At 50.6% G+C, this 24,882-nt stretch carries 20 protein-coding genes and 1 tRNA gene; 17 read left to right on the top strand and 4 right to left on the bottom strand.

Annotation, left to right across the window (positions count from 1 at the left end; translation table 11 throughout):
* Positions 1–70 precede the first annotated feature (70 nt).
* From RID21_RS26040 to RID21_RS26015, 6 genes are all read left to right on the top strand, one after another.
* The gene (locus RID21_RS26040; RefSeq protein ID WP_350194041.1) at positions 71–3,421 is read left to right on the top strand and encodes a PVC-type heme-binding CxxCH protein; all 3,351 of its coding nucleotides are present in this window, start codon (positions 71–73) and stop codon (positions 3,419–3,421) included.
* Between the two features lie 66 nt (positions 3,422–3,487).
* Positions 3,488–4,354, top strand: a complete 867-nt coding sequence (locus tag RID21_RS26035) for a DNA methyltransferase (protein ID WP_350194039.1) — start codon at positions 3,488–3,490, stop codon at positions 4,352–4,354.
* A 153-nt stretch (positions 4,355–4,507) separates the two neighbouring features.
* The gene (locus RID21_RS26030; RefSeq protein WP_350194037.1) at positions 4,508–5,458 is read left to right on the top strand and encodes a universal stress protein; all 951 of its coding nucleotides are present in this window, start codon (positions 4,508–4,510) and stop codon (positions 5,456–5,458) included.
* Between the two features lie 303 nt (positions 5,459–5,761).
* Positions 5,762–6,904, top strand: coding sequence for a tetratricopeptide repeat protein (locus RID21_RS26025; RefSeq protein ID WP_350194035.1), 1,143 nt, complete (start codon positions 5,762–5,764; stop codon positions 6,902–6,904).
* A gap of 14 nt (positions 6,905–6,918) precedes the next feature.
* Positions 6,919–7,119 (top strand): hypothetical protein, encoded by a 201-nt coding sequence (locus RID21_RS26020; RefSeq protein ID WP_350194033.1) that lies wholly within the window; start codon positions 6,919–6,921, stop codon positions 7,117–7,119.
* A gap of 84 nt (positions 7,120–7,203) precedes the next feature.
* Entirely contained in the window at positions 7,204–8,265 is a 1,062-nt protein-coding gene (locus RID21_RS26015; protein WP_350194031.1) for a hypothetical protein, read from the top strand.
* Between the two features lie 28 nt (positions 8,266–8,293).
* Here RID21_RS26015 and RID21_RS26010 read toward each other — a convergent pair whose 3' ends face one another.
* Positions 8,294–8,473, bottom strand: coding sequence for a hypothetical protein (locus tag RID21_RS26010; protein WP_145189203.1), 180 nt, complete (start codon positions 8,471–8,473; stop codon positions 8,294–8,296).
* A 162-nt stretch (positions 8,474–8,635) separates the two neighbouring features.
* Positions 8,636–9,622, bottom strand: coding sequence for a DUF1559 domain-containing protein (locus RID21_RS26005; protein ID WP_350194029.1), 987 nt, complete (start codon positions 9,620–9,622; stop codon positions 8,636–8,638).
* Between the two features lie 348 nt (positions 9,623–9,970).
* Here RID21_RS26005 and RID21_RS26000 point away from each other — a divergent pair, with 348 nt between their 5' ends.
* The 5 genes from RID21_RS26000 (at position 9,971) to RID21_RS25980 (ending at position 16,250) form a co-directional block, all read left to right on the top strand.
* The gene (locus tag RID21_RS26000) at positions 9,971–10,894 is read left to right on the top strand and encodes a DUF1559 family PulG-like putative transporter (RefSeq protein WP_350194027.1); all 924 of its coding nucleotides are present in this window, start codon (positions 9,971–9,973) and stop codon (positions 10,892–10,894) included.
* Positions 10,895–10,985: 91 nt separating this feature from the next.
* Positions 10,986–11,360 carry a BlaI/MecI/CopY family transcriptional regulator gene (locus RID21_RS25995; protein ID WP_145189194.1) on the top strand — a complete coding sequence of 125 codons (375 nt, stop codon included), beginning with the start codon at positions 10,986–10,988 and terminating at the stop codon, positions 11,358–11,360.
* Positions 11,357–12,502 (top strand): M56 family metallopeptidase, encoded by a 1,146-nt coding sequence (locus RID21_RS25990; RefSeq protein ID WP_350194025.1) that lies wholly within the window; start codon positions 11,357–11,359, stop codon positions 12,500–12,502. Before RID21_RS25995 ends, RID21_RS25990 begins: the two co-directional genes overlap by 4 nt.
* Before the next feature lie 219 nt (positions 12,503–12,721).
* A complete protein-coding gene (locus tag RID21_RS25985) occupies positions 12,722–14,797 on the top strand; it encodes an LTA synthase family protein (protein WP_350194023.1) in 2,076 nt (691 codons plus the stop codon).
* Between the two features lie 364 nt (positions 14,798–15,161).
* Complete coding sequence (locus tag RID21_RS25980) at positions 15,162–16,250, top strand: phosphatase PAP2 family protein (RefSeq protein ID WP_350194021.1); 1,089 nt, start codon at positions 15,162–15,164, stop codon at positions 16,248–16,250.
* 27 nt (positions 16,251–16,277) lie between these two features.
* On the opposite strand, the gene RID21_RS25975 is transcribed toward RID21_RS25980, so the two are convergent.
* Positions 16,278–16,616 carry a hypothetical protein gene (locus tag RID21_RS25975; protein WP_350194019.1) on the bottom strand — a complete coding sequence of 113 codons (339 nt, stop codon included), beginning with the start codon at positions 16,614–16,616 and terminating at the stop codon, positions 16,278–16,280.
* A 272-nt stretch (positions 16,617–16,888) separates the two neighbouring features.
* Here RID21_RS25975 and RID21_RS25970 point away from each other — a divergent pair, with 272 nt between their 5' ends.
* From RID21_RS25970 to RID21_RS25960, 3 genes are all read left to right on the top strand, one after another.
* Positions 16,889–17,380: a DUF6717 family protein gene (locus RID21_RS25970; protein ID WP_350194017.1), complete on the top strand. Its 492-nt coding sequence runs from the start codon at positions 16,889–16,891 to the stop codon at positions 17,378–17,380.
* Between the two features lie 102 nt (positions 17,381–17,482).
* A tRNA-Arg gene (locus tag RID21_RS25965) sits at positions 17,483–17,556 on the top strand.
* Positions 17,557–17,613: 57 nt separating this feature from the next.
* Positions 17,614–18,369 (top strand): hypothetical protein, encoded by a 756-nt coding sequence (locus RID21_RS25960; protein WP_350194015.1) that lies wholly within the window; start codon positions 17,614–17,616, stop codon positions 18,367–18,369.
* A 7-nt stretch (positions 18,370–18,376) separates the two neighbouring features.
* On the opposite strand, the gene RID21_RS25955 is transcribed toward RID21_RS25960, so the two are convergent.
* On the bottom strand, positions 18,377–19,375 hold the full coding sequence (locus RID21_RS25955; RefSeq protein ID WP_350194013.1) for an adenosine deaminase: 999 nt from the start codon (positions 19,373–19,375) through the stop codon (positions 18,377–18,379).
* 207 nt (positions 19,376–19,582) lie between these two features.
* Between RID21_RS25955 and RID21_RS25950 the strand changes: the two genes are divergently transcribed.
* The 3 genes from RID21_RS25950 (at position 19,583) to RID21_RS25940 (ending at position 24,876) form a co-directional block, all read left to right on the top strand.
* Positions 19,583–20,914 (top strand): neutral/alkaline non-lysosomal ceramidase N-terminal domain-containing protein, encoded by a 1,332-nt coding sequence (locus RID21_RS25950; RefSeq protein ID WP_350194011.1) that lies wholly within the window; start codon positions 19,583–19,585, stop codon positions 20,912–20,914.
* 686 nt (positions 20,915–21,600) lie between these two features.
* Entirely contained in the window at positions 21,601–23,661 is a 2,061-nt protein-coding gene (locus tag RID21_RS25945; protein WP_350194009.1) for a PrkA family serine protein kinase, read from the top strand.
* Positions 23,662–23,769: 108 nt separating this feature from the next.
* Positions 23,770–24,876 (top strand): DUF444 family protein, encoded by a 1,107-nt coding sequence (locus RID21_RS25940; protein ID WP_145189166.1) that lies wholly within the window; start codon positions 23,770–23,772, stop codon positions 24,874–24,876.
* The last annotated feature ends 6 nt before the right edge of the window (positions 24,877–24,882 follow it).

Genomic DNA, 24,882 nt, shown 5'->3' with positions numbered 1-24,882 from the left:
ACATTCGTTCCTCTGAGGTTCAGTGATCGGGATCTTTTGAGAATTCAAACCACCAACCCCATGAGGCACAATGCGGTTATTTAATATTCGACGCGCCGTCAGACGAACTGGAAATCGATTTGCTATCTTGTTCCTCTGTCTGTTTGTTGGCGCAGAAACTCTTGTTGCGCAGACAAAACCAGCCGACAGTTTTTCAGGACTCAAGGTTCCGGAAGGGTTCCGTGCGACGTTATATGCCGATGATGACCTGGCGCATGACATTTATTCCATGACCGTCGACTCCCTGGGCCGCGTTGTCGTTTCTGGCCCCGGTTACGTGCGCATCCTGATTGACGAAGACCAGGATGGCGTTGCCGATTCCTTCAAACAATTCGCAGACGGTCCTGCCAGTGGCGCCCAGGGAATGTATTTTCTGGGCCGCGATTTACTTTGCACGGGAGACGCTGGACTGATCCGCTATCGCGATCAGGATGGCGATGATCGGGCGGACGGCAAGCCGGATGTCTTTTTAAGAACCCGGACCGGTGGCGAACACAATACCCATTCGATTCAAAAAGGCCCCGATGGCTGGTGGTATCTGTTGCTCGGAAATACAACAGGTATCAATGAAAAATATATTACGCTCGACAACTCTCCTGTCAAGAAACCTTATGCCGGCACCCTGATGCGGCTGACTCCCGATCTCACAAAAGGGGAAGTTCGAGCCGACGGTTTTCGTAATGCCTACGATTTCACTTTCTCGGCCAATGGTGATATCTTTACTTATGACAGCGATGGTGAGCGGGACATTTCTCTCCCCTGGTACCGGCCTACGCGTGTCTTTCATGTGCTCCCCGGTTCGAATGCAGGCTGGCGGAGCCGCAGCTGGAAACGCCCCGATACATTTTTAGACATGCCACCTGCAGTCGCGGCTTTTCATCGTGGTTCACCGACCGGTGTCTCCTGCTATCGACATCGGAGTTTTCCCGCAGAGTATCAGGGAGCCCTGTTTGTGGCCGACTGGACCTTCGGCCGTGTGCATGCGATTCCATTGGAAAACTATGACGGCAGCTATGCCAGTGAGCCGACCGAATTCATCACAGGAGTCGGGCAATTCGGCTTTGCCCCCACCGATCTGGCCATCGGCGCTGATGGGGCACTCTATGTCAGTGTCGGTGGGCGCGGTACTCGCGGCAGCGTGTTTCGAATCGACTATGTCGGTCCGGTCGTCGCTCAAAAGCCTGATCTTGCGGATGTGGAAGAGGCACCTCTAACAGATTCCACAGAAACGCCTGCAGAACTCGATACCTGTCTCTCGGCACCACAGCCTTTGAGCAGCTGGTCGCGGGAAGCCTGGCTTCCGCTGCTCAAACAACTGCAGCCGGAAGACTTTTATCGGGCAGCCCTCGATGGTGGTCGTCCAGAGGATCAGCGTCTACGAGCGATTGAAATCGTAACCGAACAGCTGGGTGGTTTTCCGGACCGAATCGTCGAACGCCTGATTCTGGATCAATCGGAGCGGGTACGTGCCCGCCTGGCGTGGTCTCTTGCTTATCACGATCAACCAACACGCAAATCCGAGTGGCTGAATGCGTTGCTCAAAAATGATTCTGCCCTTGTATCCCGCTTCGCGCTGGAGACGCTTATGCAACTGGGGGATCAGATCGATCAGAGCCAGTGCCTGGATGGTCTGCAACAGACTTTGGGAGCTACGGCCCGATATGTACGTCAGACCGCAGCCCGGGCCGCTGCGACATTGAACGCTGAGGACTTTAAAACACTCTCCGAACGGATTGGTCCAGATGAAGGTGCCGCGTTGATGACGCTCGCTTATGCGACGGTCATTAAGCAGGGGGGCGGTGTCGTCCCCCAGGCGGTCCGCACCGGGATCACGGTGTTTGAAGGAGATTACCAGACCGACCTGCGTCTGGATGCCTTGAGACTGATCCAGTTGGGGCTCGGAGATCTGGGCCCACCTACAAAAATGGCAGCGGTCTTTGATGGCTATGCCAACGGCGTCGATCTGAATGATCACGAACGGCACCTCGACCCGATTCGCATCCGTCTGATGCAGGCCTTTCCCAGCAGTCACGAAATCCTCGATCATGAACTGGCCCGGGTCCTGGCGATGCTCTCGCCCTACAATCCGAAGCTGCTGGATCGCATCCTGGCGAAAATTACAGACGATACCGATCCGGTGACCGACATTCATTATCTGATTGTTGCGGCCCGCATTCCCAGTGACCGCAGTCGGGAACAGTCGCAGAAAATCGCCAGTGCCCTCGTGCATATTGATGAGAAACTGATCCGGTTCAAGCTGCCACAGGATACCAACTGGGATGACCGCTTCAGAGAACTCTACAGTCAACTGGTAAAGATCGACGCCGACCTCCCACGCCAGATTGTGAAACAGCCTGACTTTGGTCTGCCGGGGCATGTGCTCTTTCTCAGTCAATTGCCTCCCCAGTTTCTGGGCAAGGCGATTGAAGCTTTCGAGCGTAAGATTGAAGCTACCCCTGATTTTCAGTGGAACAGTGATGTGATTTTTGTATTTGGCGAATCAACAAAACCTGCACATCGGGAAATGATTCGTGATCTTTACGACGATTTTGCGCTGCAGCCAGCTGTGCTGGCAGTACTCGCGGCGCAACCTGAAGAGCAGGATCGGGGCAAATTTATTGCAGGGCTGGAATCATCCCAGATTGAAGTGCTCGAAGCCTGTGTCAAGGCGCTCGAAAAACTGTCACCTCCACAACAGCCAGAGGAAACGGTGAAGCTGTTTGCCACACTACGACGACTGGGGTATGACAAGCGGGAAAAAAATCTGCAGGCGCGGATCATTCCGTTACTGCAGCGTTGGACCGGGCAACAGTTTGGTCAGGTTTCGGATCTCGCCGACCCGGATAAGGCTCGCGCCCTGGTTCAGGCCTGGGAGGAATGGATTGCTAAAACGTACCCTCAGGTCTATCAGATGGTGTTGCAGCAGGGGCGAGAAGAGGCGGAGAAATTAAATGCGGTGCTGGCCACTGTCGACTGGGAGACCGGCAATAAGGAGCGGGGGGAAGCGTTATTCCGGAAGCGGGCCTGTATTCAGTGTCACGGAAACCGCAGTGCTCTGGGACCAGCTTTGACGGGAGTCGCCCGTCGTTTCTCCCGTGAGGATCTCTTCACCGCGATCGTTTCTCCCAACCGTGATGTTTCTCCCCGGTATCAAACCACAATCGTTGGTACCGTGGATGGCAAAGTCTATACCGGGCTGGTGGTCTATCGTTCGGTGGATGGACTGACCCTGCGGGATTCGAATAATCAGACCACCCGCATTGAAGCGGATGAAATTGATTTTGAAAACAAGAAAAGCACATCTCTGATGCCAACCGGACTTTTGAAGGATCTCACTCCACAGGACATGGCAGACCTGAATGCCTATTTACAAAGTCTCTAAACCGGGTACCCTGTAGGCAGTAAAGATGACCGAGTGAGCCGTTATTCAGCAGGAGGCTTAGCGCGCGTGTCGACTTCTGATCCTAAACCAGCCAAAAAGAAACGAACCAGAACGCTACCGCCTCCATACAATACCCTGGATGGTAAACGCTGGATTCAAAACTCGATCAGCGTCTGGAGTGACATCCGTAAATCGACCGAAGAAGGCCGGCTCAAGCATCCGGCAATTTTCCCGGAGATGCTGGTAGAACGACTGATTGAGACCTTTCTCCCTCTGGATGGGGATGTCATTCTCGATCCTTTTGCCGGCTCGGGTAGTACAGTGATTACCGCGGAGAAGATGGGAAAAACGGGTGTGGGAGTGGAACTCTCGGCCGAGTACGCCGAGATCGCCGCCCGGAGACTGGCCGAACTGAGTGAGCTCACGGATGAGTCAGGTGATGGGGAAACCGTTTCCACTCGCTCGCGTATTCATCATGGTTCCGCCTTGAATCTGTCTGATTACGTCACTCCGGGGAGTGTGGATCTCTGTATCACCTCACCCCCTTATTGGGATGTGCTCAACCAGCGCCGCTCCGCCGACCATAAAGAGGTCAGGCATTATGGAAATCATGAACACGATCTGGGAGTTGTGGAAGATTACGAAGACTTTCTGCAGGAATTAGCCTGTGTTTTTCAGGATGTGCAGACGGCGCTCAGGCCAGGGGGCTACTGTTGTGTGATTGTGATGGATCTCCGCAAGAAAAGCCGCTTTTTTCCTCTGCACAGTGATCTCGCAGCCCGGTTGCAGGAGATCGGCATGATTTATGATGATCTGATCATCTGGAACCGTCAGGCAGAATACAATAATCTCAGACCACTCGGTTTTCCCTCGGTCTTTCGCGTGAATAAAGTCCATGAATTTATTCTGCTGATGCAAAAGCCGAAACAATAGCTCTGAGGTGAGTCAGTAGATTGGCATTCGTGTGGCGGAGTCGGTATAACTCACGTTCTAACAACGGATTTCAACTAGGAACCAGATCCGACTTCTGTCATAATATTGATGGAGAGTTCGGTTTACGCTCAACAATACAACGAGAGAATACCCATGCAAAACATCAATTCCATTCTGGTCGGCGTCGATCTGACCCACGCGGATCGCCTGGTGGCAGAAGAGCTTAACGAGCAGACCGCGGAAGCTGTCGAACGTGCCATCTGGGTAGCAGCATTGTTCAATGCCCGGCTCGAATTCTTTGCAGCCATGGATCTTTCGGCCCATACCAAGCATCTGCTGGAAGAAGACCGAGATCACCTGACAAATAATGTCGAAGACGAAGCCCACCGCGTGATGAGTGAGCTGATCGAACAAGCCAATGCAAAGGGAGTGGAGAGTTCTTCGAAAGTCGCTTTCGGAGCTCCCTGGCGGGAAATTATTCTGGAAGTGATTCGCGAGAAACATGACATGGTTCTGGTCGGCACACGGCCACATGGATTCACCGGACGCCTGTTTGGCGGCACCGTGATGAACCTCTTCCGTCAGTGTCCCTGCCCGGTCTATGCTGTGAAAGTTGATGAAGAGCCCGAGATTCCGGAAATTGTCGTCGCCAGTGACATGAGCGAAGTCAGCAGCGATATTCTGAACTTCATCGTTTCGTCTGCTCAAGTGGCGGATATGAAAATTCATCTTGTCCACGCCATTGATACACGACTCGACGAACGACTGAAGGGGTTGGGAGTCAATCAGGAAACACTCAAAAAATGTGCTGAAGACATCAAATCTGAAATCGAAAACGAACTCAATGAGCAACTGGCACAAACCGATTTTCGTACTTTGACTTATGGTGTGCAGGTACATGTGCTGGAAGGTTCCCCTGATGTGGCAATCCCGGCTTTCCTCGCCGAGCATAAAGTCAATCTGCTCGCGATGGGTACACTCGCACGTTCCGGTTTGAGTGGTTTCTTTATCGGGAATACCGCTGAGCGGATGCTGGAAAAGGTTAACTGCTCCGTGCTGACCTTCAAGCCGTCTGACTTCGTTTCGCCGGTTGTGCCTGAATAAACCTGCTGCAATGTATTACGAATAGCCGTTCAGAGCGGAACTCAATAAAACATCGCGGATTTCGGTCCGCGATGTTTTTTTATGTTTCTGCAATCACGGACGCGGAAGATAGAGAAATCAAGTCTGCAGTTGTGCCTGGCGATTATTTTGATTTTCCAGAATGAAATCGAAACCCGATTGTGTAGTGGAAGAATGTGACGTGGTAGACTGGTTGATAGCTTTTTTGTAATCGATCGACCGAATGCTTTCTGTTCATCAGGGTCGAACAGAAAATAAGTCACTGCAGCTAATCAGGAACAGCCTATGCCCGTCTATCTGATCACCGCTACGGACACACGCGGAAAGCGAGACACACATCGAGTGAAGGCGGAAAGTGCCCGCGAAGCCTGCAACGAACTGGAAGAGCAGGGGTTTGTTGATATCACACTCCATAGCGATGATGCGTTTGCAGCCGCGACAAATCTGTTCCCTGATAACAAGGATGTGGAAGAGCATCTGACAGCAGAAGATCTGGTGAAGATGCAATATTTGAGCGATTTTCAGCAACTACTGTTTACTCTTCGGCGTGCTTATTGGCAATCTGCCTGGTTTTATCTGCTGGTCATCGGGGTCTTTGCGTACCGCTGGTATTACAAATTAGGCTGGTTTGACAATCCTGACGATCTGGACCCAATAGATATCGGTGTCGTCGTGGTGATGTTATGGCCGCTGGCGATCAGTCTCTGGTTCACGTATTTGTCACCGGCTCGAAAATACAAACGACTGATGCAGGCCTTTGCCTGGGGACACTGGGATGAAGTCATTGATCTCTGTCCGACCCTTGTCGGCAAAGTTCCCGATTACGAACTGGCTTGCCGCCATGGTGTCGCGCTGGCGGCTCAGGGAGAGTTTGATGAGGGCATGAAACTGGTCAAGCCGTTTGAAAAGGATCCCGATGTTCCCCGCTGGATGTATCTGGGCAGACTGTCTGAGCTGTATGAGGTCGTCAAAGATCGCGAACAGGTGATAGATTGTCACCGACTGGCGTATGAAGCAGCTCCCGAAAATCCAACGGCTCAACTGGATTATGCCTATGCCTTACTCAAATATGAAGAAAATATACCACTGGCAGAACAACTGATGGCAGAAGCAGAGCAAGAGCAGCTGAGTGAACTGTTGAAATTTCTGCTTCCCTATTTCAAAGGAATCCTGGCACTGCATCAGGGGCGTAGCGGCGATGCAGTAAAGCTGTTTCACGAATGCCAGGAGAACCTGTTACCCATTGCGCACAGTGAGCCGATGCTGCAGTTGATTGTCGATTACAACCGCGCCTATCTCGCGATTGCACTGGCTGAGCAGGGGGATGCCAGAGAGGCTGAAACACTTTACGACCTGGTAGAACCCCGATTGCAAGCGCTGGACAGTACGCTGCTCATGGATCGCTATGCCGGCGCGATTCGAATCTGAAAAAGGAAATGACGATGAAAAAAGTTGTCAGACACAACAGCCTGCTCAATAAACTGATTTTACTGGGGGGATTCATTCTGCTCGCATTGGGGATCTTCACCAACGGGTTGGTTTTACTCACCGGTGGGGTGCTGATCTCGGGGGCGTTGATCGCCGAAACTTTAAACAGCCAACTGGCCGCGCAGGTGATTTACTCAGATGAGGAACATGACTAATAGTGAATTGAAAAATGAACATGTCATTTTAGCCCACCTATAGACTCGAATCTGGTAACGACACTTATCAATGGGGACTGCTTAATGTGTCAGAAACGCAAGTATTCAAAAAAACAAAGATCAATCTTACCACAACAGTATTCTTCACTAATGAAAAGTTTTAATAACTCAAATTTATGGGATTATAGTAGTACATTTTCATTAGGTCTTGGGTTGTTAACTGATTTGAACAATCTATCGAATCTTCGATTTGCGACAGGAGCGATTAACCAATCAATAGGAATAATACAAAATTCAGATCTAGTATTTAGTAGGATGATGAAGCCACTCGGACTACTTGGCAATGACAGAGAGTTGCTTCGTATGCCGTTGATGAACCCTAAGTTGATCGGAGTCGATTGTTTTCCAGCTGGTATAAAAACTGCTTTCGAGATTAACAAATTCATAGACTCTTATAGTACCATCTTGAACTCTATTTCAGACGTAAATTTGATAGCTCGGCAATTTAAGCTTACAAGTGGAATGTTTGATAATTGCTTATTCTCACTTCCTAATGATTTGAGTCGGATTTCGAAAATCATTTCAAATCATTTTCGAGAGACATTTCATGATGCGTCATGTACATCTGAAAATATTGAAGATGCTGCACAGGAAATCCAGGCAGAAATAGATGAATTAGTATCAAATAATTCACTTACCATAGTTCAATATGTTGAAGCTTTCGTAGAATCCATAAAAAAACATTTAAAATCCCCAAGTGCCCAAAATGTGTTTTTGACAGTTCTATTTTGGTTCGTTGGGAATTTTGCATGGTGGGCTATTGAGAGGCGACTTGAAACTCATTGCTCTCTGATTCAAAACGCCAAAGCAAATCAAGCTGTTACTGAAACTCGTATAGCAATTCATAAAGATCAGAATTTAAATAAAGAATTAATTTCAAATTATAGACTCGTTAAGTACTGGAGCTCTGGTAAAGCATCGAAACGGCCGGGTTCTCCTCAGATTATATGCCTAGGGCCTGGAACTATAGTTAGAGTAATCGAGAGACAAAAAAAATGGTCAATAGTTGAGTGTAAAGAAATGGAGACAGATAAAATTATGATTTTGTTTGTACGGTCAAAATATTTGGTTCCTATCTGGAAATGACTGGGTAAGCGATTAATAAATATTCAAATTACTTCTTTTCCTGAGCCGCGCGGTGCGCTGATTCCGAATCAAAAACTTCCTGCTTTTCTTTTTCCATTTCGGATTTCACATCAGGGGTGATTTCTCCGGAGTCCATGGGAGCTTCAGATCCACAAGCGGAAAGCAGGCTGGCGGCAGCAAACAGTATGAGACAAGACGCAAATTTCACAACAGGTTCCTCGAGTGTGTTACAGTGAAAATTTTAAAAAATATTCGAGCGGGAATACTTGAGCAAAAATAAGCAGGGCATCGTCAGGTTCCGGGGGGGGCCATCAGATGCCCTGCGCTCACGATGATGCAGGCTTTTACGCAGGCGATTGAGAAAGCTGCATTAGAAGTTTTCCAGGGGTTCCCGGTCATCGGTCAGGCTGATACGTCGCATGATGTCGCCGTCGATGTTGTAGCTGATCAGGCGAACCGAGCCATCGGCCAGACAGGCATTCATACCACCATCATGGGCAGAACCGAAGAAGGGGTGCCAGTTAGTCCAGGAGACGCCACCCTTGTCGGTAACGGCAACCGTATCAGTCGGCGCTTTCACGTCGGGCAGGGGAGTCAGGCCGTATTCAACTCCGGCGCTGGTTCGGCCAGCACCGTGGCGGATGACACATTCATCCCAGCCGGCGTTGACCCAGGGCTCGTTGTCTCCCCCATCCAGACCGTGGCGATCTGGGTTGAGTGCTTTTTCTGCGACCATGATCGTATTCGAGGCACCGTCTTTAATGTCGTTGATGCGGACTTCTTTAGAGTCCGTTCTGACGACCACACCCCGCTTACCGAGACTGAGTGTTGAGGTGATACCACCTTCACGTTGACCACCGTTGCCGGCATAGTCGCTGCGGTAATAACCACTACCGTAAGAGGTCACCTTACGGCGACTGGGACAGTAGTAAGCTTTGACACCCTTACGTCCCACCAGGGGATATGTGCCAACCGGGTCAGCATCGGTTCCCAGGTCGTAAATTGTGGACTGTTCCATGTAAGGCAGGATGTGATACAGCCAGCTCCAGCCGGCACGTTCTGTTGCATTACAGCAGGCATAGGAAGCACCGGCACCGTCACGAGCGCCTGTAGGCAGGCGATCGTAAACATCATGGAAGTTATGGAATGCGAGGCCAATCTGCTTCAGGTTGTTCTTGCATTGTGTACGGCGAGCTGCTTCGCGGGCCTGTTGCACGGCTGGTAACAGCAGGGCAATCAGAATGGCGATGATGGCGATGACGACGAGCAGTTCGATCAGGGTGAAACCCCGGCGGGATTCCGTTCGTAGTTGACGCGTACCGGTAGCGAGGGAAGAAATTGGACGTAACGTCCTCATTTTCCAGTCTCCTTAAAGTGAGAAAGTCGTATGGAATGTAGAGCAGCGTTTCAGTTTCTCAAGGCGGGGTGTGCCGGTATGGGTCTTGACTGACCGTAAGGAACAGGGCTCGGAGTCCCTTTCCTGATGCTGGTGAGTATCCTATCGGGCGAGTGTTAAAGAATAGTGAGTGAAGTGTGAATAGTTTTTCGTTTCCAGCGAACCTGCGAATCGACTTCAACAAAGTGAACTGAAAGACACAGGCACCGCCTGGTTTTTCAGGGGGATGCTTCCTCTTGACATAATACTAAAGTGTTAGTACAAAACGTTTCCTGAATGGATTCTCTCGGAAAAAAAGGAATTTCAGACATGCATCAGAGCCCTGCGGGACTTTGTGTCGGCTTACCTGACTCACAGCACAGCTGTGGTGGAGGGAAAGTACGGCGACAAAGATCAAACTCGCGTTCTCGCTCTGGATTTACCGTTCTGGAATTGCTGGTGACCTGCGGTATTATAGGCACTCTCGTCAGTCTGATTCTGCCTGCCGTTGGTTCCGCACGCGAAGCTGCCCGTCAGCTGCAGTGTAAAAATCAGCTCAAACAGATCGGAATTGCCATCCACTGTTATCACGATACCGCCGGTTGTCTTCCTGCGGGCTGGCAGTTCGAGTCTACCCAGAAATCGCTGTATAGCTGGTCAGTTCCACTGCTGCCTTACCTGGAACAGCGGGCCGTGTATGAAATCGTTGATCGTAATCAGATACTGGCTCACCCTTTCAATCGAAGTGCCAAGCGGACTTCGCTTGCCGGTTTTCTCTGTCCGTCTGATATTTTTGATCCAACCTTTATCTTGTATGAAGAGCAGCCTGCCGGTGGTGCAGGGGCGGCAATTATGGAGCTGCCAACCGCCAGTTATGTAGGAGTCTACGGTACAGTTGAAGCAGACGACGGAATGCCCCCTCCACCTGGGGACGGCGCATTTGTGTATGCTCAGACGATACGTTTTCGCGATTTGCAGCGGGGCTTAAGTAATACTTCAGTTGTGGGAGAACGCACCATGGCGATGGTCCCATCCACCTGGCTGGGAGTCGATCTGGCAGGGGAAGATGCAGCCTGTCGGGTGACGGGAAGTAACATGACTTCCCCCAATTGTAAATTGTGTGACGAATGTGAATTTTCCAGTCGCCATCCGGGCGGTACCAGTTTTCTGTTCGGCGACGGTCATGTTCGATTTATTTCAGAGTCCATCGATACAAAAACATATCAACAACTGGCACGCCGCTCAGGCCTGTAAGAGTTTATAAAATACGGAATGTGGCCTGTCGGCCATGAGTGGAATGTCGATACTGACCAAAGTCTGCTGTCGATGAAAAGGAATGGTTACGATGACAAAAACTCATCTGACAAAATGCGAACTGGAAGTCATGGATGTTGTCTGGCGCAAAGGCCGCGCTACCGTCCAGGAAGTGGTAGATTCACTTGAACGTCCGCTGGCTTACACGACGGTAATGACAACGCTCAAGATTCTCGATGAGACGCGGGGCGTCGTCAGAAAGCAGAAAAAGGGGCGTGCCTACGAATATGAACCCACTGTATCGCGTGAGATGATCAGTCGCAGCATGGCAGCTGATCTGACCGATCGACTGTTCGGTGGTTCGGTAAAATCTCTGGTACTCAGTCTGGTAGAGGGCGATTCGATGTCGCAGTCTGATATTGAAGAACTCAAACTCGCCATCCAGTCACTGGAGGCAGACGCATGAGTTCCACCCAATTTCTGGAACTGGTTGTTTCTCTGACCGTGCAGGTGTCGATTGTTATCATCGCCACTCACTGGCTCGGCAGACTCGTTGAGAGTGAACGGGTACAAAGCCGGTTGTGGACTGTCTGTTATGGTATCCTGTTATCGTTAATTCTGGTTTCGGTGCTGTTGCCACATCCCCGATTTCTAAACCCCTGGAATCAGCTCAGTACGAATCATGCATCGACCTTACTCAGTATCGAGATGCAGATGGGACGATTTTTGTTCTGGATCTGGCTGGGGGGAACTGTACTCTCACTGATGGTATTTCTCTTTCGCGCCTGGCAGGTCAACCGTTTTCTTAAATCGTGCAGGCCGGTGGAAATCAGTGAGTATATTTCTACAGAAGCTCTGGATGAGCTTTCCCAGAAGTTTAAGCTTTCCGGGAAACAGCAAGTCCGGTTTCTGACCACGACTCGTCTGAGTTCTCCCTTCTGCTCTCAGTTACATTATCCCTATATCATTATTCCCGAGTATTTACTGGATTTCGAACCTCAGAAATTCAACTTCATTATCAGGCACGAACTGGAGCATCTGCAGACCGGACATCCCCTGCAACTCTTCCTGCAAAGACTCGTGGAAGTCATCTTCTGGTTCCATCCCATGGTCTGGTGGGCTTCACAGCAATCGGCACTGTGCCGGGAATTTGCCTGTGATGAGGCTGCGATTCAGACTCCCCAGGAAATTGCGCAATACCTGCGTACGCTCCTGACCATTATTGAATATGGTGCGACTCAGCCAGATGAAACACATACGCCTCTGGCGTTTGGCCGCGGTCAGAGTATGATTGCCAGCCGCGCCCGTCGTCTGACACAGATCGCACAAAATCACAAAACAGACCATCGAATTTCTCTGTCCGGAGGTCTGGCTTCTGTCAGTCTCGTTCTCGCGACTTTACTGACTGCATTCATCTGGCTCCCCGTAGATGTGTTGGCTTCACCACGGGCCAACTGGTCTCCCTGGCCGACCTGGTCAGCAGATGCCCTGCATGACTTCGGCGTCTCAGTGCATGACTTCGAGACTTACAACGGGCGGATGGAACTGCATGAACTGTTGCAACACAACAGCACCCGCCACAATGTGTCATCCGATGTAACGCGGTAGTGATACACGTACCCGCCAAAAAAATTTACACCAGACTACTATAACTATAGGAGTGTGGCTGGTTGCGTCTGCAAGCGGCTGGATTCTCGTGGGTATAGTGAATTTCAATCCCTGGTATTTTTTTAAACTGAATTACTAAAGGTTTCGGATTTGAGATCTGAAACTGAAACAGGGTATGGGGCGACCTCATCAGCCCGGGAAGAAAAGGATTTTCGACCTATGTCAAAAGGAATCTATACAACCGAGCCGTTTCTCAATTTGACAGAAACCAATGTGGAGACGAAGGCGGCTGACTGCGGACCAGTGAGAAGATTTGCAGCCCTGCCCGAACGGTTGTATGCGTGGTTTGCGGAGTGGTCCGGACGGTATACCGTTCTGGCCATCATTTTTGCAATCATGCTCAGCTTTCTGCTGACGCTACGGATTGCGATGATGGTGGCTTATGCAGATCTGCAAAAGTTGACCCTGCTTCAGGGGCTGTCTGTATTTCTGGTGGGACTGCAATTCGATGTGCTGGTGTCACTTTGCTTTATAATCCCCCAGCTGACGCATTTTACGTTCGTACCGAATCGACGTGTCTCGGGACGAATTAACCAGAGTCTCTTCGATCTGACCTGGATCATCGCCTTTCTGTTTCTGCCTTTTATCTGCATCGCGGAGTTTGTTTTCTTCGAAGAATTTCAATCGCGATTGAATTACATCGCGTTTGAATACATCGTCTATCCCCGTGAAGTCTGTTGTAACATCTGGGAGTCGTATCCGATCATAGAACTGTTGACCGTCGTTGGATTGTTTAGTGGTTGCTGCTGGTTTCTTCTGAGAAATCATTTTCAAAAACAGATTTCTATTCCACTCCCGTTCCGGCGTCGCTTTGGTTTGTTTGCCACCGTGTTGACAGCGATTGCTCTGCTCTGGACATCCACCAGTGCAGAGAGTCGTCAGGTCAGTCGTGATCGTGTGGTAAATGAATGCTCGTGGAACGGACTGTATAGTTTTGTGTATTACGCCTGGACCTGTCATTTCGACTTCAACAAGAACTACCTGACACTCGAAAATCAGGAAGTGACTCAGCGTTTACGGGAACAGATCGTGGGGGCCGGCGATCATTTGAAATCGGGGTCAAGTAATCCCGTGGATCGCATGGTGGCTACAGGTAAACCACAAAAAGACTACAATATTGTTATCATTCTGGAAGAAAGTCTGGGTTCCGACTTCATCGGTGTACTGGGAGATGGCCGGGGATTAACTCCCCACTTTGATGAGCTGAGTAAACAGGGGCTGTTGTTCGATAACTTTTATGCCACCGGTAATCGGACGGCACGGGCACTGGAAGCTGTGATGACCTCCATGCCTCCCATTCCGACCGAATCCATTCTGAAACGCGATCATTCCGAACGGGTCTTTACCATCGCGAATGTCCTGGCTGAGCGAGATTACGAGCGGCTCTTCATGACCGGCGGTCGGGGACTCTTTGATGGTGTGCGGTCTTTCATGAAGGCCAACGGTTTCAATCACTTCCGTGAACAGTCTGATTTTCAGGATCCTGTGTTTGTTAACGCCTGGGGTGTCAGCGATGAAGATCTGTTTCGCAAGGCTCTGGGAGAACTCGACAAACTGCAGGAGAACGGTCGGCCGTTCTTTGCAACGCTGTTGACTGTGTCAAATCACAGGCCCTACACCTATCCTGAGGGACGCATTCCCGAGACAGAACAGACTCGGAATAATGCTGTGAAATACGCAGACTGGGCATTGGGTTACTTTTTCCGGGAAGCGCAGAGCCACGAATTTTATAACAATACGATTTTTGTGGTGATGGGAGATCACGGAGCCCGCGTTACCGGCAGCCAACTGTTTCCGATGAGTTCCTATCGTGTGCCGGTATTGATGATCCAGCCAGATGGGAAGGGGCAGGGAGAACGCTGCAGTACGCTGGGTTGTACGCTGGATATTGCTCCGACCATTATGGGACGATTGGGGAGTGACTATCGTTCTGTCTTCTTTGGCTATGATGTGCTCCAGAGAGAACCCGAACACGGTCGTGCCATCATGCAGCACAATCATGATGTTGCACTACTGGACTCAGAAAATCGGATGGTTGTACTTGGTTATGGGCAATCAGCAGAAGAATTCGAACTGAATCGGGCCAACCATCAACTGGATCAACGGAAAATTCCGGATCAGGAAATGGTCCACAATGCGATTGCGCTTTTCCAGTCTGCTTATGAACTGTATTACTCCGATCGCTGGTTTCCTGATTTGAAAGTCACCGGATCTCAAAAAGACGATCGAATTTAATAGTTCATTCCGCAGCCTCGATTTCATAAGTGTGGTTAAGTCATTTTTCAGAAAAGCATTTTATTCATTTATGGTTGAGAGTGAGATGAGGGACGGAGTTGCCAGGAGCGCGACAACTCCGTTTCACTCTCACCATAAGGATGGCGTTCACCTCTCTCACGACACGTGGCTGACTGGCTGCGAATACAACCTCTCTCTCAATTGCTCACCTCCTCCTTCATCTCGTTAGACCGTCTACCAGCTAGACTGATTTAGATTTATGAAATCAATTTTGACGCTGATTCTGCGCACAAGGTACAGAAGCGGACTGCTCCCGGTCCTGTGTTATCTGCTGCTGATGTGCCTGGCCACCGGCTGTCTCACAATGAAGGAAAGAACACACGTTGAAACGGTCGTCGGTGTCGATTCGGAATCAGCGATGGAGCTGGTGGAACCTCCGGGCTTTCACCGGATCATTGAATTGGATTCTCCCGCCTCCCTAAAGCAAACTAGGGAAGAGGGACTGGCTCATATAAATGGTCCGACAGCTGACAGTATTGAACCATATTCTGGTTTTAAACGGCTCCTGCATCGACCTGATGATATCCTCAAAGCCCCGCTTACCGAAAATGAGGAGAACCCGCAACAATCCACACGGATTCAAATCCAGGGATTCCTTCAGGAAGATCCGCAGGCAGGGATCGAGGGGGATTTTGAATGTGTGAATCCTTCACTTGAAGAAGAGTTTGGTACTTCCCCACCTTCACTCTGGAGTCGCATCAAAGAGGACCATCAGCACTATTACTCGAAAGAGTCTCTGGTCTGGCTGGCAGGTGGATTTGGGGTGGGGGCGATTATAGCCAATACCTCGCTGGATGGCGGTATTCAGAATCATCTGCAGTCCAGCGTACTGGGTGCGTCGTCCGATGAATGGCTGGAAACTTTTCATGCGCAAAAAGAACTGGGCAATGGTCGCTATACCTTACCGCTGTTTGCTGCCGCCTGGGGTGCCGGACTGTTGTTTGAAAAGGTGCCGCTGATCAATGCGACTGGCGAATGGGGAGAACGCTCGATTCGCGCAATTATTGTCGGTACTCCCCCCATGCTGGCGATGCAATCTATCACCGGTGCTTCACGCCCGGGAGAGACGTCAGCGAATGCGAAGTGGAAGCCTTTTCAGGACAACAATGGTGTCAGCGGCCACAGTTTCATGGGAGCCATTCCCTTCCTGGCAGCAGCCAAGGTCACTGATCGACCATTGCTCAAAGTGCTGTATTATGCCGGTTCCACGCTGGCCCCATTATCTCGCCTGAATGACAATCGCCATTATCCCTCGCAGGCGTTCCTGGGCTGGTACATGGCCTGGGTGGCTACGAATGCAGTCGACGCCACACAGCAGGCGGATCGCAACTGGCGGATGTTTCCCATCTCCTGGGGAGGCAATACAGGCATCGGGATTGAATACAACTGGTGACCAGAAGACAGAATCAGTTGGAGAAGATTATCGCCGTTTCAGTTTCACGCTGTAAATGAAGCCAATCAGGCAGCCAATGATTCCACAGAGCGGCATCCCGTTGAAGATGAAATATCGGGTATAACCGGCGGTGACTTTGCTGCGGAGAAAGTTGTAGTAGGGATCCTGTTGCGCCATCAGGGGCGCCAGTACCAGAGCTCCCAGGACATAGCCGATCAACAGGCCCACAATCGCTCCAACGATGCTGTGCCTCAGGGCACCTTTCAATTTGACCTGTCCAAAATGAAGTGCAAACAGGTAGGCCAGAGCGCCACCCAGCAGTGGACCGACGATTGGCAAGCGTACCCCGCTCTGAAATCGGAGCATCGGCCCGGTCTCCATCCATGAATAACTGCCGAGTATTGCTTCAAGCAGGATTCCCAGAATAAGCCCGCAAAAGGCGGCAACCCATTGATTTACATTCTGATTCTGTTCGTTTTGTCTGCGTTTTGCCACGTTGTCTCGTCCATCGATAGAATCCAAGTCTTCTATTAATGTCGTCAATCTCAATGACGGAAGACAAAGTTTTCGCTTTTGGCGGACAATCAGTTAAACTGATAGAAACGGACAACTGATAGATCCCACAGGAGCAACACCACATGACCGATGAATCGATTCCCGCCGAGACCAGCACGCCAAAGACTCACTGGGACCGCCTGAGTTTTTTGGTACTTGGATTGATCCTGGTCGCCCTCGGCATTGCCTGGCAACTCCGGCTGTTACCGTTCGGGAATTCACTGCCACGACAGAATGCGATCATGGTCATTGCGCCTTACAAGCACCAGGGAACCTGGGTCTTCGACGACAGTTCTGCCGGCCTCGTTCAGGAACCCTTTGTGGCGGGAGTACCTGAAATGATCGATGTGATCGTAAAAGATATCCCCGATGCCGATCAGGGATTTCGTCTGATCTTCTCTTCAAACCCCTTCCCCGACTACCAGAAAAAGCTGGTCTGGTTGCGGGGGGACCGGGGCGGCAACTATTACCGTTTTGCCGATTCTGATATGGAAGGCTGGATCTGTCCTGCCATGTTCCAATATTACGAGAAAGCGCCCCCGGAACTTTATGTTAAGGCGGAGCCGATGAACTAAGCCGAAAACCGAGCCTGTCTCATCTTTTTGGTGTCACTCTCAAAACACGAGAAGCAGTCGTTTGACGAAAGCCCGGAGCCATAACTATATTAGGACCACTTGGCCCCCGTAGCTCAGTTGGATAGAGCAATGCTTTCCTAAAGCATAGGTCGCAGGTTCGAACCCTGCCGGGGGTATGTTTTCTCAGGGATGGCCGCTTAACCTTTCAGTCCGCTCTCAGAAGGATGCTTCCCATGTCCAGGCTGTTCAACCTGTTTGTTCTTGGTCTCACAACAGTGGGAATTCTATTTTTTAGCGTCTCTCTGCAGGCGGAAGAGAAAGCGAAAAGCTATTACCTGATCGGTAACTCTCTGACCTGGGATACCGCTCCGGCATTACTCCACGGCGATGTGCAGTGGCACGTGGATTGTGGCAAGAGCCTGCCTTATATTCATGAGCACCCGGAGCAGCCTTGCGTCAAAACTTCGACTCTGTGGCCGACCGCCCTCAAGGAGAAGCAGTACGATCTGATCTCCGTTCAACCGCACTACGGTTCCACACTCGCTGAAGATGTGGCTACGATTTCCCAATGGATTGAGATGCAGCCCAGGGCGACCTTCATCATTCATACCGGCTGGGCGCGCAGTGCGACACGGGAGGATGAATACCGGAATCAGGAAATCTCGGGAAAACTGCAGCACAGCCCCGCATATATCAAAGCCCTGCTGGCTGCACTCCAGAAAAAATATCCGGAGCGGAAATTCAAACAGACTCATGCCATCGATCTGCTGGAGCAGGTCGATGCCGACATCAAATCCGGTAAGGCCCCTTTTGATCAGATTACAGACATCTACCGGGATGCGATTCATATGAAACTCGATTCGGGCCGCTATCTGATGCACAACGCAATGCGGCACGCGATGGACCAGCCTCGCTCCGACAAGGGTTATGAAAAGCTGGATCCTAAGACGAAACAGTATCTCAATCAGGTGCTGGATACACTTAACTGAACCGGTTTCAATCGATTTCCTCAGGCAGCTCTGACAGCAGCTTCTGTTGTTCCGCGTCTGAAAGAAATGCAGAGGTAAATGAGTTTCGCGCCAGCTGAATGAGTTCCTGTCGGGATAAGTCGAGTGCCTGCTGCACTGCTGTGAAGTTCTTATTGACATATCCACCGAAGTAGGGTGGGTCGTCAGAGTTGATAGTCACGCGCAGCCCAGCCTCCAGCATCCGCTTGAGCGGGTGTTGAGACATGTCCGGATAGACGCAGAGCCGTACATTGGAAAGCGGACAGACGGTGAGCGGAATCTGTTCTGCTGCCAGCCGCTCGACCAGGGCGGGGTCTTCCATGCAGCGGACTCCATGATCAATGCGTTCCGCATGCAGCAGGTCCAGAGCTTCGGTGATGTATTCTGGAGGACCTTCTTCTCCTGCATGGCACACGATGTGTAACCCGTTTCGACGTGCTTCTTCGAAGACCTTAACGAATTTTGAGGGCGGGTGTCCTACTTCAGAGGAATCGAGTCCCACGCCGATGAACTGCTCGCGGAAGGGGAGTGCCTGCTGAAGTGTTTCCCAGGCAGACTCAGCCGACAGGTGTCGCAGAAAGCAGAGGATCAATCGGGAAGAGATGCCCAGCTCCCTTTCTCCCTGTTTCAGGGCGGAAGTAATGCCGTTCAATACGGTTTCCATGGGAATGTCACGCGCCGTGTGCGACTGGGGATCAAAGAAGATTTCGGTATGGCGGACGTTTTGAGAAGCCGCTTTTTTCAGGTAGGCCAGAGTCAGATCATGGAAGTCTTCCTCGGTGCAGACAACGCTGATCGAGGCATAATACAGATCCAGAAAGGATTGCAGGTCCTGAAAGTCATAAGCGGCCCGCATTTCATCGACGGATGCAAACGGGAGCGAAACCTGGTTCTTGTCGGCCAGTTGAAACGCCAGTTCCGGCTCCAGCGTTCCTTCAATGTGCAGATGCAGTTCCGCCTTGGGTAGAGCCGCAATGAAGTCGTCCATGTCTTTTGCTCCCGGTCGAAGTCAGTTTCAACGGTTGAATTACTGGCAACATCGTAGCCCTTGGAAGGGGATTGTCAACAGCGTCCCATCCCCTGAGACTTCGTTTTCAGGTCGACAGGTTGTAAGATAAAATCGTGTTTATGTGATGCTTCACCTGGTCGATACGCCAATGCGCCTGAGACAGGTTATTTTCTAAGGGAATCAAAGATGTTGACGACAATGCAGAAGACGCTTTTGGTGATTCTGATTGGACTGTTTGGGGGAAATTATTCCGTCCTGCTTGCCGCAGACTGGAGGGTCGGTCAGGCGCGGGTCGACATCACTCCTGCAAAAAACATCTGGCTGGCCGGTTATGCCTCCCGCAAGAAACCCGCACAAAGCACGCAGCATCCACTCTGGGCCAAAGCACTGGTGTTTGAAGACCCGCAGGGACAACGGGCGGTGATCGTGACGACCGACCTGATTGGCCTGACCCGCGAAATTTCCGATGCGGTCTGCAAACGAGTCAGCAACCAGACCGGAATCAGTCGTTCTCAAATTATGCTCAATTCTTCGCACACGCATTGCAGCCCGGTCGTCAAGGGGTGTGCTGCACTCGCTTACGATTTTACTCCAGAGCAACAGAAGGACGTCGATGACTACGCGGAGACACTGCAGGGAAAGCTGGTGAAAGTCATCGTAGAAGCCAGTCAATCGCTTGAGCCGGCCAATCTCAGCTTTGGAGAAGAGAAGGCCACCTTTGCGATTAACCGTCGTGGACGGATCAATCCGGATGGCCCCGTCGATCACAGTGTGCCTGTTTTGAAGGTGACGGACAGCGAAGGTCAACTGCGGGCAATCCTGTTTGGATACGCCTGTCATAATACCACAATTGCCCTGTTTGAATTTTGTGGCGATTACGCCGGCTTCGCACAAATTGCGCTTGAGAAACAGTATCCGGGAACACTGGCTATGTTCATGCTTGGTTGTGGAGGCGATGCCAATCCGCATCCCCGGGGCACGATGGAGTTGGCTGAACAGCATGGGACGGCACTGGCCCATGCGGTCAATCGAGCGGTAGAACAGAAGCTTGATCCCGTTCGTGGACCGCTGACTGTCCGGTTCCAACGCACCGATCTCCCCTTTGTCGCTCCTCCCTCAAAAGCAGAACTCGAATCACAAAAAGGGAAAGGGGATGTTTACACACAGCGGCTGACAGATTACCTGCTGGTGCAACTGGAAGAGCAGGGTAACATTCCCACTTCGTATCCTTTCTCAGCGCAGATCTTTGAGTTCGGAGAGGATCTGACTCTGATTGGTCTGGGAGGGGAAACGGTGATCGACTATGCCATTCGTCTGCACGAAGAACTCTCTGTGAAACATCTCTGGGTAGCCGGTTATTGTAACGAGGTCTTCGCTTATGTTCCCTCCGAACGAGTCCTCAAAGAGGGGGGCTATGAGGGCGGTGGAGCGATGAAATATTTCGGCTGGCATGGACCATTTCAGCCTGGTGTTGAAGATCGGATTATCAAACTCATTCAGACGATGCTTGCTCAATAAGACTGTCCCGGTCGTCTCATTGTTCTGATTCTACGCCCCGAATATCAATTCTTGTTATCGCTTCCGATAAGAAACCTGTTCTCATGATCTGACGTTCTTTTACGTAAGAATACCAGTGGGTTTGATTGTGTTTTTTCGTAAGAAGGAACAGGGGAAATTCACTGTCTAATGCGAGAAGGGTCGCTTCGTTCAGCTACTTAAGTTTGAAATTCCTCTTGAGTTGTTGCTTCAGGATGGAGTTCTCTAACTGATTATCAGACAGCCACTTATCCGAGATCGTTAAAGTCCTTAAAGAAGCCGACGAGCCGCTCCGTTTAAGATTGGTATTGTCTCGATCTAATGCGTGGGAAATAATGATACTACTCGAAACATGATATTAGGTCTCTAACATTCCTGTGTGGCATGCCCTGAAACCAATCGAGTCACGTCCACACGAACATCCCTTTTAACATTTTGGTGTTGGCCATGGATGGTCCTGTAAACAACCTCATTTCAGTTTTTTCATAATGAATGAGGGAACTATCCCTGCGCAGTTTGTGTCTCTTGGATGATTAATTTTCGGTCTATGTGAAAGGCAGAAGCACTCGAAAAAGCCCTTATTCAAATCAAAATCAATTACCTCGAACTAATTGGCCTTCCACGAGAATTGCAAGAAAGCAAGTCGTGACGCCAGGAGGAGGAGTCCCATGGAAAATGGTCGATCATTTTTAACTCGGATTTCAGGTCAACTGAATTCAGATCTGTTTCGTCAGGAACATTGGCAGGGGACTTTCGACGAGTACCTTGACATTGTTCGCAAAGATCACAGGGTGACTCGCACCGCGTTTCAACGCGTGTACGACATGATCATGAGTTATGGGACTTATCCGGTCGAGGGTAAGAAAGGACTCACCCGCTACCGCTTCTTCGATGATCCTGTTAACGACGGCCGCGATGGCATCTTCGGTCTGTCCAAGCCATTGATGGAACTGGTCAACGTCTTCAAATCTGCTGCACTCAAGTATGGCAGCGAACGCCGGGTTCTGTTGCTGCACGGACCGGTGGGAAGTTCTAAATCAACCATCGCCCGCCTGCTTAAACAGGGGCTGGAACGTTATTCTCGCACAGAAGAAGGCGCACTTTACACCTTCGGCTGGAAAGAAGAAGACGGAACCATTCTGTGGGATCCCATGAATGGCGATCCCCTGCAACTGGTGCCAATGAAGTATCGTCAGGAACTCTGCAGTTACCTGAACGAGGGACGCGACCTGGATGATGAAACCTCGTACTCGGTTGAGATCAGTGGCGAAGTCTGCCCGTTGAGTCGATTCATTTTTAATGAACGGTTGGAAAAAGCGGATGGCGACTGGACCAAGGTCATGGAACAGATTGTGGTCAAACGCATTATCTTTTCCGAACAGGACCGGATTGGCATTGGTACGTTCCAGCCCAAAGACGAAAAGAACCAGGACTCCACCGAGCTGACGGGGGACATCAACTATCGCAAGATTGCATTGTACGGGAGCGAAAGTGATCCCCGTGCGTTCAACTTCGATGGTGAGTTCAATGTCTCCAACCGGGGGCTGATTGAATTTATCGAAGTTCTCAAGCTGGATGTGGCATTCCTGTACGACCTGCTGGGAGCCTCTCAGGAACATAAGATCAAACCGAAGAAATTCGCACAGACGGATATCGACACGGTAATTATCGGGCATACCAACGAACCCGAATACCGTCGTTTGCAGTCTAACGAATTCATGGAAGCGCTTCGCGATCGAACGGTGAAGATCGACGTACCTTATGTCACCAAGCTGAGTGAAGAGGTCAAGATCTACGAAAAGGATTACAACTCCAAGCGTGTACGTGGGAAACATATTGCGCCGCACACATTGGAAATTGGTGCGATGTGGGCTGTACTCACGCGACTCGAAACGCCCAAGCATCATGGTCTGACTCTGATTCAGAAAATGCACCTCTATAACGGACGGTCCCTGCCGGGCTTCACTACGGAAAATGTCGAGCAGCTCCGTAAAGAGGCCAAGTCCGAAGGTCTGTTCGGGATCTCACCTCGCTATGTGCAGGATAAGATTTCAAATGCCCTGGTGGTCAATTCGCATAGTTCTAACTTGAACCCGTTCATGCTGCTTAACGAACTGGATGAGGGGCTCAAGCATCATTCTTTAATTGCCAACGATGAAATGCGCGATCACTACCGTCAGTTGATCACCGTGGTGAAAGAGGAGTATACCGATATCGTGAAGAACGAAGTACAACGTGCGATTGCCGCCGATGAAGAGGCACTCACCCGTCTGTGCGGGAATTATCTGGATAGCGTGAAAGCCTATACACAGAAGGAACGCGTGAAGAACAAGTTTACCGGTGAATATGAAGAGCCGGATGAACGCCTCATGCGGTCAATTGAAGAACGCATCGACATCCCCGATACGCGTAAAGATGATTTCCGCCGTGAGATCATGAACTATATTGGAGCCCTGTCCCTGGATGGCAAGACCTTCGATTACAAGACGAACGAACGCCTGCAGAAGGCGCTGGAGATGAAACTGTTCGAAGATCAGAAGGACACGATCAAGCTGACCAGCCTGGTTTCGAACGTGGTCGATGCAGATACACAGGAGAAGATCGATATCGTCAAGGCCCGCCTGATTCGCAATTACGGCTATGATGAAGAATCGGCTACCGATGTGCTGCAGTACGTCGCCAGCATCTTCGCGCGTGGCGATTCCAAAAAGAACAGTGACGCCGCTTAAGCGGCCAGGGAAACCTGAACCAGTAAAATGACTCTGATTACAGGATAAGAAGGAAGAGTTTTAAACGCTGCTAACTCTGATTCCCTGTTTTGAAAGGGGCTCGACAGCATGGTGCGCAGAATTGATCGGGACCAGCAACGGTTCGATAAAATCATCAAAGGAAAGGTCCGCCAGCAGCTCCGGAAATATATCAATCACGGAGAGATGCTGGGCCGCAAAGGCCGGGAAACGGTTAGTATACCGGTGCCCAACATCGAGATTCCTCATTTTCAGCACGGTGAAAAAGGAAGTGGCGGCGTCGGGCAGGGCGAAGGCGAAGTCGGTCAGCCGATTGGTCGCGGTAAATCGGAAGGCGATGGTCAGGGACAGGCCGGAAATGAACGGGGGCAGCATATCCGCGAAGTGGAAATGTCCCTCGAAGAACTGGCCGACATGCTCGGCGAAGCCCTGGAGTTGCCTCGGATTGAGCCGAAAGGCGACGATGCACTGACCTCTCAGAAGGATCGTTACACATCGATCCGGCCGACCGGTCCCGATTCACTACGGCATTTTAAGCGGACCTACAAGCGCGCCCTGCGGCGAATGATCGCATCCAATAATTATGATCCCCGCGATCCCATGATCGTGCCCACCCGGGATGACGAACGCTTTCGCAGCTGGAAGACCGTTAATGAACCGCATACCAATGCTGCTGTGATTTATATGATGGACGTCTCCGGTTCAATGACTGATGTTCAGAAAGAGATTGTCCGCACCGAAGCGTTCTGGATCGACACCTGGCTCAAACGCCAGTACGACGGAATCGAACGCCGTTATGTGGTGCATGATGCTGTCGCTCATGAAGTGGATGAAGATACATTTTACCGCGTTCGTGAAAGTGGCGGAACACGTATCTCATCCGCTTACCGGGCTGCAGATTACATCATCAAACGGGACTTTCCCCCGGCACTCTGGAACATTTACTGTTTTCAGTTTTCCGACGGTGACAACTGGGGCGAGGACAATACGGAGTGTATTGAAAGCCTGAAACAGAATCTGTTTCCTGTCTGTAATCTGTTCTGTTATGGACAGGTCAGAAGTCCCTATGGCTCTGGAGACTTCATCAAGGAACTCCGCAAGGTTGAAGAAGAGTTTGATAACCTGATTCTTTCAGAAATCGAAGATAAAGAAGGCATCTACGGCTCGATCAAGACATTTCTGGGAACAGGAAAATAATAACAG

The sequence above is a fragment of the Gimesia sp. genome, assembly GCF_040219335.1.
In the GTDB taxonomy this organism is placed as follows: Bacteria; Planctomycetota; Planctomycetia; order Planctomycetales; family Planctomycetaceae; genus Gimesia.
The sequence above is the reverse complement of the archived record's forward strand: the minus strand, read 5'-3'. Positions and strand labels throughout refer to the sequence as shown.